Source organism: Myxococcus qinghaiensis, from assembly GCF_024198215.1.
In the GTDB taxonomy this organism is placed as follows: Bacteria; Myxococcota; Myxococcia; order Myxococcales; family Myxococcaceae; genus Myxococcus; species Myxococcus qinghaiensis.
Window position 1 is genome coordinate 359,314 of sequence record NZ_JAKCFA010000001.1, and the last position, 15,904, is coordinate 375,217.

Annotated in this window: 12 protein-coding genes; 1 reads left to right on the plus strand and 11 read right to left on the minus strand. The window is 69.9% G+C overall.

What is annotated here, in order from left to right:
• Nucleotides 1-85 precede the first annotated feature (85 nt).
• The gene (locus LZ199_RS01490; RefSeq protein ID WP_253991827.1) at nucleotides 86-1,582 is read left to right on the plus strand and encodes a pectin acetylesterase-family hydrolase; all 1,497 of its coding nucleotides are present in this window, start codon (nucleotides 86-88) and stop codon (nucleotides 1,580-1,582) included.
• Between the two features lie 28 nt (nucleotides 1,583-1,610).
• Here the strand turns inward: LZ199_RS01490 and LZ199_RS01495 are convergent, their stop codons facing one another.
• The 11 genes from LZ199_RS01495 to LZ199_RS01545 form a co-directional block, all read right to left on the minus strand.
• A complete protein-coding gene (locus tag LZ199_RS01495; protein ID WP_253991828.1) occupies nucleotides 1,611-2,489 on the minus strand; it encodes an SGNH/GDSL hydrolase family protein in 879 nt (292 codons plus the stop codon).
• Nucleotides 2,490-2,605: 116 nt separating this feature from the next.
• Nucleotides 2,606-3,739 (minus strand): STM4014 family protein, encoded by a 1,134-nt coding sequence (locus tag LZ199_RS01500; RefSeq protein WP_253991829.1) that lies wholly within the window; start codon nucleotides 3,737-3,739, stop codon nucleotides 2,606-2,608.
• A 6-nt stretch (nucleotides 3,740-3,745) separates the two neighbouring features.
• Nucleotides 3,746-5,107 carry a WGR domain-containing protein gene (locus LZ199_RS01505; RefSeq protein ID WP_253991830.1) on the minus strand — a complete coding sequence of 454 codons (1,362 nt, stop codon included), beginning with the start codon at nucleotides 5,105-5,107 and terminating at the stop codon, nucleotides 3,746-3,748.
• 45 nt (nucleotides 5,108-5,152) lie between these two features.
• A complete protein-coding gene (locus LZ199_RS01510) occupies nucleotides 5,153-6,649 on the minus strand; it encodes a hypothetical protein (protein ID WP_253991831.1) in 1,497 nt (498 codons plus the stop codon).
• A 252-nt stretch (nucleotides 6,650-6,901) separates the two neighbouring features.
• Complete coding sequence (locus LZ199_RS01515) at nucleotides 6,902-7,948, minus strand: AAA family ATPase (RefSeq protein ID WP_253991832.1); 1,047 nt, start codon at nucleotides 7,946-7,948, stop codon at nucleotides 6,902-6,904.
• Nucleotides 7,945-11,223, minus strand: a complete 3,279-nt coding sequence (locus LZ199_RS01520) for a hypothetical protein (RefSeq protein WP_253991833.1) — start codon at nucleotides 11,221-11,223, stop codon at nucleotides 7,945-7,947. Before LZ199_RS01520 ends, LZ199_RS01515 begins: the two co-directional genes overlap by 4 nt.
• The gene (locus LZ199_RS01525) at nucleotides 11,223-11,489 is read right to left on the minus strand and encodes a hypothetical protein (protein WP_253991834.1); all 267 of its coding nucleotides are present in this window, start codon (nucleotides 11,487-11,489) and stop codon (nucleotides 11,223-11,225) included. The genes LZ199_RS01520 and LZ199_RS01525 overlap by 1 nt, the downstream gene beginning before the upstream one ends.
• Nucleotides 11,482-13,599, minus strand: a complete 2,118-nt coding sequence (locus LZ199_RS01530) for an AAA family ATPase (protein WP_253991835.1) — start codon at nucleotides 13,597-13,599, stop codon at nucleotides 11,482-11,484. The genes LZ199_RS01525 and LZ199_RS01530 overlap by 8 nt, the downstream gene beginning before the upstream one ends.
• Nucleotides 13,596-14,162, minus strand: coding sequence for a hypothetical protein (locus LZ199_RS01535; RefSeq protein WP_253991836.1), 567 nt, complete (start codon nucleotides 14,160-14,162; stop codon nucleotides 13,596-13,598). The genes LZ199_RS01530 and LZ199_RS01535 overlap by 4 nt, the downstream gene beginning before the upstream one ends.
• Nucleotides 14,159-15,262 carry a hypothetical protein gene (locus LZ199_RS01540; protein ID WP_253991837.1) on the minus strand — a complete coding sequence of 368 codons (1,104 nt, stop codon included), beginning with the start codon at nucleotides 15,260-15,262 and terminating at the stop codon, nucleotides 14,159-14,161. Before LZ199_RS01540 ends, LZ199_RS01535 begins: the two co-directional genes overlap by 4 nt.
• Nucleotides 15,259-15,867 carry a 4Fe-4S single cluster domain-containing protein gene (locus tag LZ199_RS01545; RefSeq protein ID WP_253991838.1) on the minus strand — a complete coding sequence of 203 codons (609 nt, stop codon included), beginning with the start codon at nucleotides 15,865-15,867 and terminating at the stop codon, nucleotides 15,259-15,261. The genes LZ199_RS01540 and LZ199_RS01545 overlap by 4 nt, the downstream gene beginning before the upstream one ends.
• Nucleotides 15,868-15,904: the final 37 nt, after the last annotated feature.

Genomic DNA, 15,904 nt, shown 5'->3' on the forward strand with positions numbered 1-15,904 from the left:
GTGCCTGGGGCGGTACGTGGGGGCTCGCATCGGGAATCGAAACGGGGCCTGCGCGACTTTCTTGAGTGTCGTGGGTTGAGAGGGAATGCGCTCTCTTCTCCTGCTGCTCCCCGTTGTCCTGACCTGTACCGCCTGTGGTGAGGCGGAACCTCGCCATGCGCCCGGCTCCGAGGTGGGCGTCACGGACCCGTCGCTCGAAGCCGTGGCGACGGCGTGTGTGCCTGGAGCCTCGGTATCCTGCTCGTCGCTCGCGTCCTCCTGGGCTGGAGGGACGGCCACCTGTCGGCCCTCGGGCAATGGCTACAACGTCACCGCGTGCACTCGTGCTGGCAATCCGGCGCGACGGTTGACGGAGACGGTGCGCCCGGCGCTTCGTGACGCCCGCTGGACGGATGCCCGGTGCAACCTGGGCGACGAGTTCGTCCTGGAGGTCACCTTCCCTCCGGTGCCCCCAGGTGGAGCCCTGCCGACGCAGTGGGTGCTGCGCCTCGAAGGCGGGGGCTTCTGCGCGTTCGACAGCGAGAGTCCGCTGGGGGGCTGCGGCAATCGGGGCATCGACCTGGTGTCGTCGGTGAACCTGCCCGCCGACAGGGCGCTGCGGGAGAGCGCTCCCGCGAGCCCCGACGACTTCAGTGGCGCCATCGATGTGCTTGGCCATTACTGCTCCAGTGACTTGTGGACGGGCACGGCCCTGGATGCGCCCGACATCACCTACAAGGGGACGCGGCGGGATTGGCGCTTCACGGGGGCGCACAACGTGGAGGCGATGCTCGCCGTGCTCGTCGAGCGATATGGCCTGGATGACAACAAGCCGCTGCGCGTGTTGTGGAGGGGTGGCTCGGCGGGAGGCTTTGGCGCGTTCAACAACACGCATCGCGTGGTGGGACGGCTCCCCAAGGCCGCGAAGGCGGGACGGCTGCTTGTCTTTCCGGGGTCCGGGTACGTGCCGCTCGATTGGACTCACCCGGACTATCCCGTGCTGGGGATTGGCTCGGGCCTGGAGGCCTTCGGGCAACTGACGGGCATCTGGAAGTCTTCGCTCACTCCGTCCTGTGTGGCCGCGCGGACGCCGGGGGACCCCGTGCATCCTCCGCACGAGTGCATCAGCGGTCCGGTGCTCTACGACATCATCACCGCGCCCGTGTCGGAAGGGGGCTTCGACCTGCCCACGCTCGTCTGGCAGAACCGCCAGGACCAGCTCTACATGTCGAACGCCGGGCTGCCGTATCTCTCCACGACGAATACCCCGGCGGAGCGCGCGGCGCGTACCGAGTGGGTGCAGACCATGAACCGGGCCATGGGAGTCACCGGCAGGAACGCCTCGTCGCGCATGAAGTGGCTCTACGCGCCGAGTGACCCTGTCGTGCTCCGTGCCAATGGCTCCGTCGAACCGAACGTGCACGGGGCGCAGCTCTACAGCAATGACCCGCCGACAGGTCCCACCCACTCGCTCAACTCGGTGCTCTCGCGGTTCTGGAACACGATGCTCAACTCGGCGCCTGGGCGCGGTCGTGCCACGGGAGAGGTGCACACCTTCGATTGCAACTGGGTGCCCTCTCGCGACGCCACGGGCTGCGACTGAGGCTCGCGAGGGGCACCCGGACTTCAGGTCAGTACGCGGGCACGGCCCACGGGGCTTCTTCCTCGAGGATGGACGTCGCGTCCTCGATGAGCTCGTAGGCGTGGTCCGCGAGGATTCCGTGGGCGTAGCTGGTGGGGTGGATTTCATCCCAGAACAGGTACGTGTCCGGGTTGACCGCCTTGCCTTTGGCCGTGCCCGTCACGTTGGTCAGCCCATACGCGGCCGGGCGCGAGGTGATGTCCAGGAAGAGGGCATACACATCCATGCCACCGAGCGTGAGGCCGGGGAACTCCGTCCGGAGCCGGGCGAGGGACTGGGCCCACAGCGTGTTGAAGTGCTGCGAGGGTGGCTGGAGCACGGTGGTGCCCAGGCCGCCCGGAATGGACAGCGCGGCGGGCGTCTTGTGCAGCGGCGGCATGTTGACCCAGAGCACGTACTTCGCGCCGGCCCGCGCGAGCAGGCGAATCTGGGACTCGATGTTGGAGACGGCCGTGGCGGCCGTGTTCCTGAGGCCCGTGGCGTCGAAGGGGTTCGCCTGGGCCCGGTAGTTGATGTCATTGCCGCCGCCCCAGAGGATGTAGAGCGCGGTGGCCGAAGCGGTGGGATGCGCGGTGAGATAGCTCCGGACCTGCGTCGTCATGCCGCTGGTGACGGCGCCACCCCGGGCGTAGTTCGTCCCGCCGTCATCGGAGGCCGTGAGCGGAAGGGCGAGCTGGTTCGCCAGTTGTTTTATCCAGACACCGGTAATCTGGCTCCTGGGATTGCTGGTGGGGCTGCTGGTGGCGATGCCATTGTTGCCGTAGTCACTGAGGCTGTCGCCAAACACGACGAGCTGGGTCTGCGCGCCCGCGTGGAAGGGCACCAACACCGTCAGGACGACGGCGGCGAGGAGGAGGCGGAACGACATCAAGGGAGACTCCCGAGCAAGGTTGGAACGACTTCTTGTTTGTCGGGAGCGGCCGGGACAAGTTTCCGTTTAATCTCGTATTGCTGGTGTCGCGTAATTTTCCGCGCCACAGCGCCTCAGGCGGTCTTCAAGGCTTCGCGAATCTCCCACTCGTACACAGAGAGGCCGTCGCGGCGCAGGCTGGGCAGCAAGTCTCCAAAGGCATTCGCTTCCACCACCCGGTGTCCGGAGAAGTACTCCTCGAACATCAGGTCGATGCCCACGTGAAGACAGTCATGGGCGCGCGCCACCACGCGGCAGCTCTCCATCGCCGCCTTCCACTCGTTGCGCGGCACCGCTGCCTCCAGCACCTCCGGCTCCCCTCGCCAGCCTCCCAGGTGCAGGTTGGTGATGGGGCCTCGACTCTGGCGCACCACCATGAAGGCGGGCTCTCCGCGCACCGCCAGCACCCGACAGTCGAAGTAATCGCCGTCCAACCGTGCCTTGGGAATCGAGCGCTCCACCTGCGAGCCCTCGCGGAGCAGGAAGTCCAGCACCTCCTCCACGCGCTCCGGCTCCGTGACTCGGCGCACCTTCAGTGAGTTGTACCAACCCGTCGGCGCCTGCTCGATGGTGGTGACCAGCGACTCGCGCCCGCGGTGTCTGCGGAAGATGGCCAGACACGACGCCGACGAGCCGCACGACACCTTCACGAACACCTCGCGCCAGTCCTCCTCGTCCATCCGCTCGCGCAGCGACTCCACGTCCGTCACCCCGTCCAGGGGCTCCGGCACGGGTACGCCGAGCGCCGCGTACCTCCGCGAGGTGATGCGCTTGTCGAACAGGTCCGCGATGCTCGCGGTGGACTGCAGCACCCTCCAGCGAGGCCGCTCCCGGAACACCGCCTCCAATTCGGAGAGGACTCGCAGGAACCCCAGGTGTCCTTGTCGCGGGGCGAGGATGCGCCCGTGGTCCTCGACGAGCGCATCCACGACGTCCGGCGCGAGCACCTGACCGCCGTACTCCCGCGCGGCGTCATACCCGCGCTTCAGCAGCGCCTTCTCCACCTCCCAGCTCTCACCCGCGGAGTCGATGCGGACGAGGGCGTCCGTGTCGGGCAGCTCCGCGAGGAGGGCAGGGCGCTTCACCAGCTCCCGCCAGGGCACCACCCTCGCGGGGGGAAGGCCCTGGCGGGCCAGCGCGTCCTGGAACAGCGTGACGCGCCGGTTCTCCGCGTTGCCGATGAGGATGTAGTGAGGCACCGCCGTCATGCGGCGCTACTCGCCCACCGCCGCGTAACGGTACTCCTCGTCGTAGTCACGCTGGCTGCCCGCCGCCACCGTCGCGGCCAGCTTCGCCACCAGCTTCTCGCCGGCCTTGGTGAGCGTGTTCTCCGTCACGTCCAGGTGCTTGAGGTGCTTGAAGGCCGCCGCGTTGTCCGCGAGCACCTGCGCGCCCGTGTCCGACAGACAGCCCCTGGACAGGTCCAGCTTCTCGAGCTGCGGAAGAATCTTCGCCGTGGGCAGCGCCTTCGCCAGCTCGTCCGTGAACTCCGAGTTGCACAGGCCCAGCACCTTCACGTTCGCCAGGCCCTTGCCGTCGAGAATGGGCTGGATGTCCTCCAGGCCGCCCTCCGCGCCGTAGTTCTCCGAGCCGAACCAGACCTCCAGCTTCTCCAGCTTCGGCCACTTCGCGGAGGCGATGGACTTCACCGCCGCCAGCGGCAGGCCGCCCGTCTCCATCGTGAACTCACGCAGCTCCGGCAGATCAATCTTGCCCAGGTCCGCGGACCCGCCGCGCAGCCGCAGCGAGCGCAGGTTCGGCAGCACCTTGTAGAGCCCCGAGACGTCGTTGATGTACGACCAGGAGATCTCCGTCTCGTCCGGGTACTCGAAGTCGCCGAGGAACAGGCTGCGCAGCGTCGGCAGGCTCTTCATCTTGGCGATGGCCTTGATGGGCTCGTCGTAATAGTTCTCGCCCTCCATATCGACCATTCCGATGGTGAGCGACTGGAGGAACCGCGCCGACGGGTGCGCGAGCAGCTTCGCCAGCGTCTCGGCGACCTCCAGCTCGGAGTCGTAGTCCTTCTTGCCCAGTCGCGCGTCGCGGATGAAGCCCAGGTGCCACTCCACCTTGAGCTCTTCCTCGGACCACGCCTTGGCCAGCGCGCCCAGCAGCAGCGCCTTGTGCTTCTTGATGTGCGCGTTGATCTGCCGCTTGAGGTTGGAGGCCTCGGTGCCTTCGGCCTTCGACAACGCATGCTGGAAGGCGACGAGCTCACCGCGCGGGTCGCCCTGGCTCTGGAGCCAGTCGCCGTAGACGAGGTACGCGTCCGCGTTGTCCGGGTCCTTCAGGATGGCGGCTTCCAGCTCCGGGTTGGACTTGCCCTCGACGCTCGGCGCCTCGTCGTCCCCGTCCTCGCCCCCTTCACCGTCGCCCACCAGCTCGTAGCCCTTCTTCTCCTTCTCGCGGACGAGCTTGTCGTACTCCTTCTGCGCCGCTTCGTCGGAGGGGAAGGACTGCGTCTTCTCCTGGCCGTCGGTGTCGATGCGGCCCCATCGCGTGGTGAAGGACTTGCCCTCGAGCTTGATCTCCCAGAACTTGTTGGAGCTGCCTTCCTTGAACTCGTACCGCGGCATGGCCGTCCTCTCCTGCGCCCAGCGTGGCGCTTCCCGGACCGGACGCTAGAGAAGCCCTCGCGCAAGCTCAAGCGTCGCGCCAGTCCAGGCCTCCCAAGGCGTCTCTCCAGGGCCCTGCTCGGAGCCGACTTCCTGGATTCCTGGCCCCCGTGACACAGCCCCGGGGCCCGCCACCTCCAGGCGAGGGCTCGGCTCACTCAAGTCCAGGTGATGCAGCCCCAGATGGGCCGGCCACTTTTGCGTGTCGAGTCGCACTTGACGGGCCGCGTCGAGCAGCAGCACGTCCACCCGGGCCCGCTTCGCCTGCTCCGCCGCGCCCGCCAGCACCTCGTCGGAGTTTCGCGGGGTGAGAATCTCCGCGGTGCCCCGGGCGCGCCACTCGCGCAGCAGCAGCTCGCACAGGCCGCGCTCGGCCTCCAGCGGGTGGGGCCCCTCGCCCTCCCAGGGGAAGGCGACCTGGAAGCGCAGGTCCTGGTCTCCCAGCCACGTGGACAGCCGGCGCACCAGGCACAGCACCAGTCCCAGGGCGAGCACGGCGCGCTGCCAGCGCACGCCCGGGTCCTTCACGCGCGCGTCCGCGAGGCTCGGCGGAAGCACGAACGTCACCACGCGGCGGCGCCGCACCGCGAGGCTCTCGTCGCGGGTGTAGTAGAGCAGCTCGCCCTCGACGTAGCGCACGTCGAACAAGTCCAGCGTGGGCTCATCCTCCATGTAGACCAGCTCGGAGGTGACCAGGTTCTCCAGGCTGCCCACGTTGGAGACGGAGGAGAACCCGCCTTGCGGAAACGCGGCGTCGTCCTCCATGGCGGTGGGCGCGGGACCGGTGGACACGGAGCGCGCGCGGAGGCGGGGCGGAAGGGCGCGAGAGAGGGCCTCGGCGGCTTCCACCGCCTGCTCCAACGCCATTCGCTGGGCCTTGCCCTGGAGGTGCTCCAGGTTCTCCAGCGTGAAGGCCTCCGCGTCGCCCAGCAGGGCACTCGCGCGCCGGGCACCCGTGCTCAGGGCCTCGTAGCCCTGGGCCAGCTGCTCCAGTGCGAAGCCGGGCTCGCGCAGCGAGATGTATCCGGATGACAACAGTTCCCCGGGTGGACGTTCGAGGACTCGCCGCGCCACGGCGGGGCTCATGGACGTGCCGGCGGTGAAGCCCATGCGGGAGAGGATGCGGGCCACGAGGAAGGCGACGCCTCGGGGCCGCAGGGACTCGGGCAGGCGGGCGAGCGCGGCGGAGACGGGTTCGAGGTGGGGCTCGGCGGCGAGTCGCGCGAGGACATGGTCGTCGTATGCGCGCACCGCTGCGCGCAGGCGGGGCAGGGTGTCGGGGACGGGCAGGGAGGGGGCCAGGGGCAGGCCGGAGACGAGCCGTCCCAGGTCCGCCACCAGCGCGGGAGGCGGCAGCGTGGGCGTCTCCGCGAGCGTGGCCAGGAGCCAGGGCACGCTCGTGGCGAGGGCCTCCGCGTCGAGACCTTCCTGTCGCGCCAGGGCGAGCCCGGCGCACAACCAGCGCTCCATGTCCTGGGGGCCTCGCGGCTCCGCTGCTGCCATGCGTCCTTCCTGTATCACTTCCGAGGAGATGCGATGGAGGGCTGTGTCGGCGTGCGGGGCGCCTGCCCGGGACTTCCGCCTGGGTGCGCAGGGCCCAGCCTCCTTGAAGCCAGGGCGGTTGGACGACACGTTCCGGTTTCGGCTCTGGATCGTGCCCGCCAACGTGGCGTGCACGCCGTAGCGACTGCTCGTGATTCGGGGGACCTGGAGGCAGGGTGCTCCAGGTCCTCGTCGCGCTTCAGTGGACGCGCGTCACGTCAGGCCGAGCAGCCGGGGCACCTTCTCCTCCAGCAAGTCAATCTCCTCCCGCGTCTCTCCCAGGTAGGAGAGGAGCTGGAGGTCCTGCCGCTCCACCGCGCCGCCGTGGAAAATCCAGGCGCGCGTGCGCAGCAGCCGGTAGAGCTTCACCAGCTTGCGGTCGCTGATGAACACGCCGTCCTCGCGCGTCAGCGTCTGCACCACGCGGCGGAACTCGCGCAGCAGCTCGTCGCGGAAGAACAAGTCGCGGTCCTTCAGCTCGCGCCCGTCAGGCCCCATCTCCTTGCGCCCCATCATCAGCGTCAGGTAGCGGTGCGCCTTGAGGATGTCCTCCAGCGTCGCGTGCCCCTCCGCCCACGGCTTCTGGTTCAGCTCGCGGTGCGTCTGCGACTCCAGGCCGGAGTCGAGCAGCTCCAGGAAGTAGCGGTCCTGTACCGGACGGCACGCGGCCTTCAGGCAGAAGCGGTCCTTGAGCGCGCCCAGCTCCGCGTGCTCGGGCAGTTCGTTGGTCGCCGCGAAGAGCACCTTGAGCTGCACCGGCTGCGGTGCGCCGTCCTGGTAGAACTTGCGCTCGTTGATGACCGTCAAGAGCGCGTTGAGGATGGCCGAGCTGGCCTTGAACACCTCATCCAGGAACACCAGCTTCGCGGTGGGCAGCTTGCCGCTCTCCCGGCGGATGTAGCGGCCCTGGCGCAACAGGTTGATGTCGATGGGGCCGAGGACCTCCGACGGCTCGGTGAAGCGCGTGAGCAGGTACTCGAAGTAGTCCTCGTTGGGGATGCGCAGCGCCTCGCGGAACTTGAGCACCAGGTCCGACTTCGCCGTGCCCGGAGGGCCCACGAGCAGCAGCGGCTCCTGCGCCACCGCGGCCACCGTCATCAGGTCCACCAACGTCTGCTTGCCCACGAAGTGTCGCCCGAGCCCCTGTCGGAACCGGTTGAGCCGCTCGCGCAGCCCCTGCGCCTCGCGTGACAGCGCGTCGAATGTCAGCGCGGAGATGGGGTCGGCGACGGGCTCTTCCCGTCGGGGAACACTGCTCATGTACGCTCCTCCAACTCCTGATGGATGCGTCGCCGCACCAAAAACTCATCCTCGTCCAACCAGCTTCGTGCCCGCTCGCTGGAGCCCTGCGCCACTTCCACGTGGCCCATCACCAGCGCATCCGCCAGCTCCACCACGGACAGGCAGAAGTGGCTGTTGGTATTGAAGCTGTCCGTCACGGTGGCGAGCCCCTCGGACAGCCGCGCCAGTCCCGGCAGCGCGATGTTCGTCGGCGTGTGCGCCAGCGCTCCAGCCAGGCTCCGCGTCAGCGCCATCCGCTCCTGGGGCGAGCCCTTCGCGGCGGCCAGCGCGTCGAAGGCCATGTTGAACACCGGCAGCGCTTCTTCCACGTGCCCGAGCATCGCCATTCCCGACGCCACTCCCAGGCGCGCCGCCACGGGCGCCTTGGCCCGCTTGAGCAACCCTCGCGTCGCCTCCACCAGCTCGCCCGTCTCGCGAGACAGGCCCACGCGACGCAGGCCGCGCAGGCTGGCCTCCAGGATGCCCTCTCCCCACGCGGGGGACTCCGGAGCCAGACCGGCCAACACCAGCCGCAGCCGTCCCGCCAGCGACGTCGCGCGGTCCGCTCGGCCGAACAGCGCCGCCAGCGTGAGCGCGTCACCCAGGAGCCGCGCCTGGGACTCGCCCGGCAGCCCCTCCATCGCGGAGACCAGGTCATCCATCAGTGGCAGCGCCCGCGCAGGGGATAGCCGAGGCAGCGTCTCCAACAGTCCTCCGATGAGGCGCAGTCGCTCGGGTGCCTGCAGGCGGGGGCCCGTGGCGCGCCTCACCAGTTGAACCACTTCGTGCGTCACCGTGGCCGCATCGCGGATGTCTCGCAGCGCGGCGAACTCCTCGCCTCGCAGGTCCCGTGTCCCGCGCCCGAAGGCCCGGGCCGGGTCCAATCGCTCGCTGGGCTCCAGCAGCGCCGAGGCCTGGCGCAGCCGGTCCACCTTGTACCGCTGGAAGGTGGCCAGCGCGTTGAGCTCCGAGGAGATGTCCGCTGGCAGCGGGCTCTCCAGGGGCTCGCCCTCCAGCGCCTGTGCCACGCGCGCGCCATAGGCCCGCGACAGGAACCCGTGAATGGGCTCCTTGGGGTCGAGCACCGCCGTGGCGGAGGCCACCAGCGCCCGCGCCCGGTCCGCCTGTCCCAGCCGCGCGAGGCCACAGGCGAAGACGAGGTGGACATAGGCCTGCGTCAACTCAGCGGGGGCTTCGACGGAGGAGCGCCGCCGCGTCGTGCGCTCGAAGCGCTCTCTCAGCGCATCGAGCTGCGATGCCAGCCTGGGCAGCGCCGAGGCGTCCGCGCCACCGCGCAGGAAGCGCGGGACATCGCGCGCGAGAGAGAGCCCTCGCTGGAGCATCTCCATCAGGCGGTCCCCCGTCCGGGCGAGGCTCAGCGGATCTCCCCCCACGAGCGTGTCCAGCGCGGCGCGAGAGAGCCACAGCGTGCGCACGTCGAGCGCGGTGTCGTGGTGATCCAACCAGCGCTGGAGCGAGGGCACATCCTTCGGTGGCGTCCGTGGCGACGTCAGCGCGCCCAGGACGAGCCCGCTCGCGAGGCCTCGCACATCGTCTTCGGAGGGCGTGGCGCGAGCCAGCAATTCGGCCTGGGAGACACCGGCGCGCGACTCCGACTCCGCCCAACGCGCGGCCAGCTCCGTGGCCTCCGCACCCGAGGCGTTCCAGAGCGCCCGCGTCCAGCACAGCGCCGCGTCGCGTCCCCGGCCCACCTGGCCATTCAGCTCGGCCATGCGCACCCAGAGGGCCTGTCGCTCGGGGGCATTGGCGGGCGCCTCCAGCTCCAGGAAGGTCTTCTCCGCGCGCGCGAGGGCTTCCTCGGCGGCGCTGAGCTGCGCGGGAGTGAGCGGCTCCAGGCTGTTTCCAGGGCTTCGAGACCCCGAGCGCTTCGCCGTCGCTGTCGGCTCGGACTCGACGGGCTCCGGTGGCGTGGGCTTCTGTCCCCGACGCGTGCGACGGCTACTCCGGGTCGATGAGGTGTCCGGGTCCTCGCCCTCCTCGGTGGAAGCGGGGCTCGCCGCGCCGGGCATCCACTCGCCCTCGGTGGCTTCGAGGGCGCCGAAGTCGAACGTGGCCCCCTTCACCCACGGATCCAGGGCCGAGGCGGCGGTGTCCACGACGTAGTCCACCCAGGACTCCAGGGGCTGGAAGGCCTGCTCCGGGATTCGCTCCGCGCGGAAGCCGCCTGCGCCCGTGGGATGCAACCAGGTGACGGTGTCCGGCACGGGCGCCAGGAGCGCGCGCAGCCGGTCTCTTCGCACGGGAGGCTCCAGCAGCCCGTCACAAGGCAGGTAGAGGTCGGAGAGCTGGGGCAGCGGCGCATAGGCCATGGCGGACAGGCCCAGCTCCGGCGGGCGCTCACGGCCGTGGCGTGCGCGGAGGATGATGCACGGCGCGTCGGCGGGCCCCGTCACCGCGAAGCGAAGCTGCGCGAGCAGCGCCTCCGGCAGCGTGTGCACCAGCGACTCCACCTGTGCCACGGCATTCTCGCGCAGCACCCAGAGGCTCGCGGCCTCCGTGCGCGCGGCGCGGGTGAGCTTCAGGTGGACGGAGAGTCGCCCCGGTGCGGCCGTGGACGTCCAGTCCTCCGCGGGCTCGGGGAGCCGCAGGTCCGTGAGCTGATACAGGTCCGTCCACGGGCCATCCGGTGCCGTCAGCCACGGGCCTTCCCCAGGGATGAGGACCACCGTGCCAGGCGCGGGCAGCAGCGTGCGCGCGAGCGGATGCGCGTGGCCCAGCTCCACCCAGACGGAGTGCTGCCCCGGCACCGCGGGCACGAAGGCGCGCAGGCCGCCCACGCGGTCCATCGCGCCGGTGAGCGTGAAGTAGGGCGGAGCCGACGCGCGCAGCAGGGCCCGCCGTCCCTGCTTCTCCTCGGCGAAGCAGACCTCCTGGCGATCACACCCCAGGCGCAGCAGCTCCCCCGCGAGCGACAGCAACCCGTCACCATCCATGGGCAGGAACAACACCAGCCCCTGGGGCGCGTTCTCGACGGGCACCCGGCGCGAGGCCAACAGCTCCGCCCAGCACAGCACGGAGTCCTCCAGGCGAGGCGCCTTCGCGTCCGCCTTGATGCCGAACGTGGCCAGCTCCGCGAGCACGGCCTTCGACAAGGGGGCCTGGGAGGTGACGTGGAGCACACCTTCGGCGGACCGACGGTAGCGGGCCGGCGTGGCCTGGACTTCCGGAGGGACGAGGCGGGAGGTCAGCGCGAGGTGGAGCGCTTCCTCGGTGGGGAACACGAGCGTGGACATCAGGCCTTCTGGCTCACCTTCTCGGCGGTGCTCTCGGACGAGGACTCGGGCTCGGCGACCTGTCCGGACGGGGTGTCGCGCTGGACGATGACGCGGCCCAGCTCCGACGCCTTGAGCGCGCCCCCGGCGATGAGCTGGTCCACGAGGCGGCGGTGCTCCTCCTCGTGCTCCATGGGCAGCGCGTCGGAGTCGCTCTCGTACTGGATGACGACGTCCTTACGACCTGTCTGGGGATTCACCAGGAGACGGAGGATGAGACTAGCCATGGGCCGGCTCCTTCTGCGGCGCCACCGTGGGCGCCAGGTGGACGAATGCCTCGCGATCCAACACCTTGCGCTCCAGCAGCAAGTCCCGCAGCGCGACGAGGCGGGCCTTCTCTCGGTGGAGGATGTCGCGGGCCCGGGCGCGCTGTTCCCCCAGCAGCGTATGCACCGCGACCTCCATTGAGCTGCGCATTGCATCGGAGAGCGCGTGCCGCTCCGAATCCCGTCCCGGCGCGTCGAAGCGCCTCACGGGGACTCCATCGCCGCCCATGCCGAGCATCTCCACCAGCTCGCGAGCAATCTCCGTGGCGCGCTCCAGGTCATGCGCGCTGCCGATGGACAGGTCCTCCAGGAGCAGCGCCTCCGCCTCGCGTCCACCGAAGAGCATGCAGATGGTGTCCAGCAACTGGTTCCGCGTGACGACGTAGCGGTGCGCGGGGTCCGCGTACTGCACGAAGCCGAGCATGCCCGCCAGGTCTCCGCGGATGCTGATGCGGTCGATGGCGGGAGCGCTGGGACAGAACAGCGCGCACACGGCGTGGCCGGCCTCATGCGTGGCCACGACCTTCTCCTCGGCGGACGTGAGCTCCGGCCGGTCCAGGAAGTCCGTGAGGGCCTTCTCCACGTCCACTGCCTCGGTGGGCGCCTGCGTTCCATCGCGCAGCCGGCGTCGCGCCAGGGCCCGACACAGCGCCTGGATGTGGTCGCCGGAGAAGCGCGTGCCCGTGCCCTCGACGCGGTCCCCGGTGCGCTTCACCGCGTAGTCGAGCGCCCGCTCCGTCATGCCCAGGGCCAGCTTCTGGTTGTAGATGGACAGGATGGCCCGGCGGTCCGCGCTGTTGGGGTAGGGGATGCAGAGCTGGAACTCGAAGCGGCCCGGGCGCAGCAGCGCGGGGTCCAACGACTCCACGAAGTTGGTGGTGCCCACCACGAAGACGAGCTCCTCCTTGCGGAAGCCGTCCATCTCCGTGAGGAGCTGGTTCACCATGGAGTGCTCCACACCGGAGCCCGTGTACGTGCCGCGCGCCGCCGCGAAGGAGTCCAGCTCGTCGAAGATGATGATGCTGGGCGCGGCCTGTCGGGCCCGCACGAAAATCTGGCGGAGGTTCTCCTCGCTCTCGCCCACCCAGCGGCTCTTCAGCTCCGGACCGCTCACCACCAGCACCGCCGCGCCCAGCGATGACGCCATCGCCTTGGCGAACAGCGTCTTGCCGGTGCCCGGCGGGCCCCAGAAAATCATGCCGCGCGGCAAGAGCCCCTCCACGCGCTTCACCGCCTCCGCGTCCGCCAGCGTCTCCTTGTGCGCGAGCACGTCGAGAATCTCGCGCTGGAGTCGCTCCTTCACCTTCGCGTAGCCGCCAATCTCCGTGTGCAGGTCAATCTCTGGCACGTTGAGCGAGCCGCTCAGCGTGGCCGAGCGGAGCTGCGCGAAGGCGGGCCGCGCGTCGCTGGGATAGTCCTCGCCGGTGATGGCCCCGAGCAGCCGACGCAGCCGCACGGCATTCACGCCGGACACGTGCTTGTAGAGCGAGTACGGCTGGAGGCCCCGGCCGAACTTGCGGCACTCGCGCTGGGTGACGAGGTAGCGCAGCCGCTCGCGACTCACGCCGAGGATGCTCTCTTTGTGGGGGAACAGGTTCTCGATGACGCGCGGCAGGGGGAAGGACGGGTCCTTGAAGCCCACCCAGAGCATCTCCGGGTTTTCATACAGCAGCGGAATCACCTCGCGCGCCTCGGAGGTGAGGCCGCCGCTGCTGGTGGTGAGCAGGTCCAGGTGGGGCAGCACGACGATGCGCTCACGCACCGCGCCTCGCACCGCGTCGCGGAGCTGGCCGATGAGCGTGGCCATCATGCTGGGCGCGGGCATTCCAGGGGGCGGCTCCGCGGCGGCGCGGCCGTCCAGGTAGAGGAACTGCTTGCCGTCCTTCTTCAGCCTGTCTCGCAGGCACTTGTAGAAGTACGGCGTCAGCTCCTTGTCCGCCTCCACCATGACGGGCAGGCCGCGCAGCAGCGCCTCGCACAGGCGGCCCAGCTCCGCGGGGTAGGCGGCCTCCACGGCAGCGAAGGGCGTCAGCTCCGTGGGCAGGGACTCCTCGGGGATGCGCTGGCTCATACGCGCACCTTGATGGTGAGCGAGCCTGTCGCCGCGTCCTCGTGGATCTCCTCCACCGTGCCGAGCTGCGAGGCGCGCACCTTGAGGGCATCGCCCGTCACCTTGTTGGCGATGGAGTCCAGCTCTGACTTGAGGTCCCTCAAGCGCCCTTCCAGCCGGCGGGTGATGTCCTCGCGCAGCGTCTCGGTGGCGTCCTGGGTCTTGTCCTCCAGCTTCGCGCGGGCCTTCTCCCTCGCGAGCTTCCGCGTCGCCTCGGAGCCGTCCGGGGTGTGGGAGATGACTTCGGCCGTCGCGCTCAGCTCCACCTCCTCCGCGTCCGACAGCGTGACGCTGACCTCGCCGGTGGTGACGTCCACGGCCACGCGCACGCCGTCGGCTTCGAGGCGCACCGCCACGTCGCCTTCCTGCGTGAAGCCCCGCTTCGCCAGCTCCGCGGCGAGCAGGCCCGCCGTCTCCTCGCGAGACAGCAATGGCAACAGCTCCAGCTTGGAGCACACGCCGTCCTCGGCCTGGACGATGCGGTTGAGGGACTCGGAGACGGAGACTCGATAGGCGCGGCTCATGGGGCGCTCTCGGCGGAGGGGAGGGGGAGGGTATCCGGAATCGTTTCGACGGGCGTCGCCAGGTCCGTGGTCAGCTCGCGCTCCCGGTCCGATGCGAGGCGGAAGCCGGGCTCACCGAAGGACCCCCACGCGGAGAGCAACAACTGCGCGGCCTCGTAGCCGTCGTCGAAGAAGCGCACCGCGCGGTGCTCGGCGTCCCAGCGCGCCATCCGTCCGAGTGCGCGCAGGCTCGCGCCCGCCGCCCGGCGTGCCTCGGCCTTCACGCTCAGCGAGGCGCGAGGAGACAGGCTCGACACCCACCGCGACGCGGGCTGGTCCACCAGGGGGCGCAGCGCGTCCAGCACGAAGCCCGCCAGGTCCCTGCGGCCCGCGCCGTCCACGGCATCGAGGAATGCGTCCAGGACTCGCTCCTGCGCGGTGCCCAGGTCGACCAGGTCGACCAGGTGCTTGGGCTCGATGAGCCGTGCCTTGGCTTCTTCCAACCGTCGCCACCGGAGCGCCAGCTCGTCCTGGAGCGCCTCCAGCAACCAGCCTCCTCCCGCGAGCAGCGGCTCGAAGTCCTCCGCGTCGAGGGTGCCGGGGACGGCGACGAACAGGTCGGGGAACCCCAGGCGACAGAGGATGGAGCGCTGGAACTGGAGCTGAAGGGCAATCGCCGGAGCACAGGCCGTGCCCGCCACCAGCCGGCAGCACAGGAAGAGGAACAGCTCGTCGGCGAGCGTCGGCGGTGCATCCACGTCCAGGGGCCGATGGCCAGGCACCACGAGCGGCTGCTCCACGAGCCAGCGCAACGTGTGGAAGCAGAGTGCCGAGAAGCTCAGCGCGGGGGCACGGTGTCGCTCCCAGAGCCGCGAAGGACCCGATTCGCCAGAGTCAGCGGTCAGGTGACGTCGTCGTCGCGCCCCACCGCAGCGGGCCAGCGCCAGGACGGTGCCCCGGGACAGCGTGTCGCGCAGCGAGGCGAGGGCGCCGGGACTCATGCGCGCGGCGACGGTGTGACGCTCGCGCAGCAGGTCCTCCACGGGCGCGTACTGGCCCAGGCCCATGACGGCGCGCGCGAGCGTGAGCAGCCGATGCTCGGAGAGTGAGACGCGCGTCATGGACGGAGTCGGTCCGCGAGGTCAGGCCAGCCGTTGACGATGAGCCGACCTTCGACGAGGTGCATCTCCGCCGTATTCGGCGCGGTGAACGTCGGGTCCTCCGGCGAGTAGCGCGGGGTGAGGAAGTGCATGACCTGGTTGCTCGAGCCGATCCACCGGCGGCGCGTCTCCGGCAGGTCCTTCTCGTAACGCCCATCCACCAACAGGTCCAGGCTGGCGAGCAACCGCTCGACGTCCGGGTTCGCCTGGGCCTTGAGCTCCGCGAGCGTGTAGCCGCTGAAGACCATGGTGCTCAGGCCGCCCGCGCGCAGGCGCTCACAGAGGTCCGCGGCCGGGCCGGGCTGGGAGAAGGGCTCACCTCCCAGCAGCGAGAAGCCCTCGATTCCGGGCGTCGCGAGCACCCGGGCCGCGAGGGCCTCCACCGTCACGACGCTGCCACGCTCCATCGCGAACATCTCCGGGTTGCAGCACCCGGGACAACGCAGCGGACACCCCTGGAGCCAGAGCGCGAAGCGGCGCCCGGGCCCTTCCGCCTCGGTGCGGGGAACCTGCTGGGCGACCCGGAGCACCGGGCCAGGAGAAGACGCGTCCGCGGTCGAAGACATGGGAGCCGTCCGCAGCATGCCAGGAACGGCGAGGACC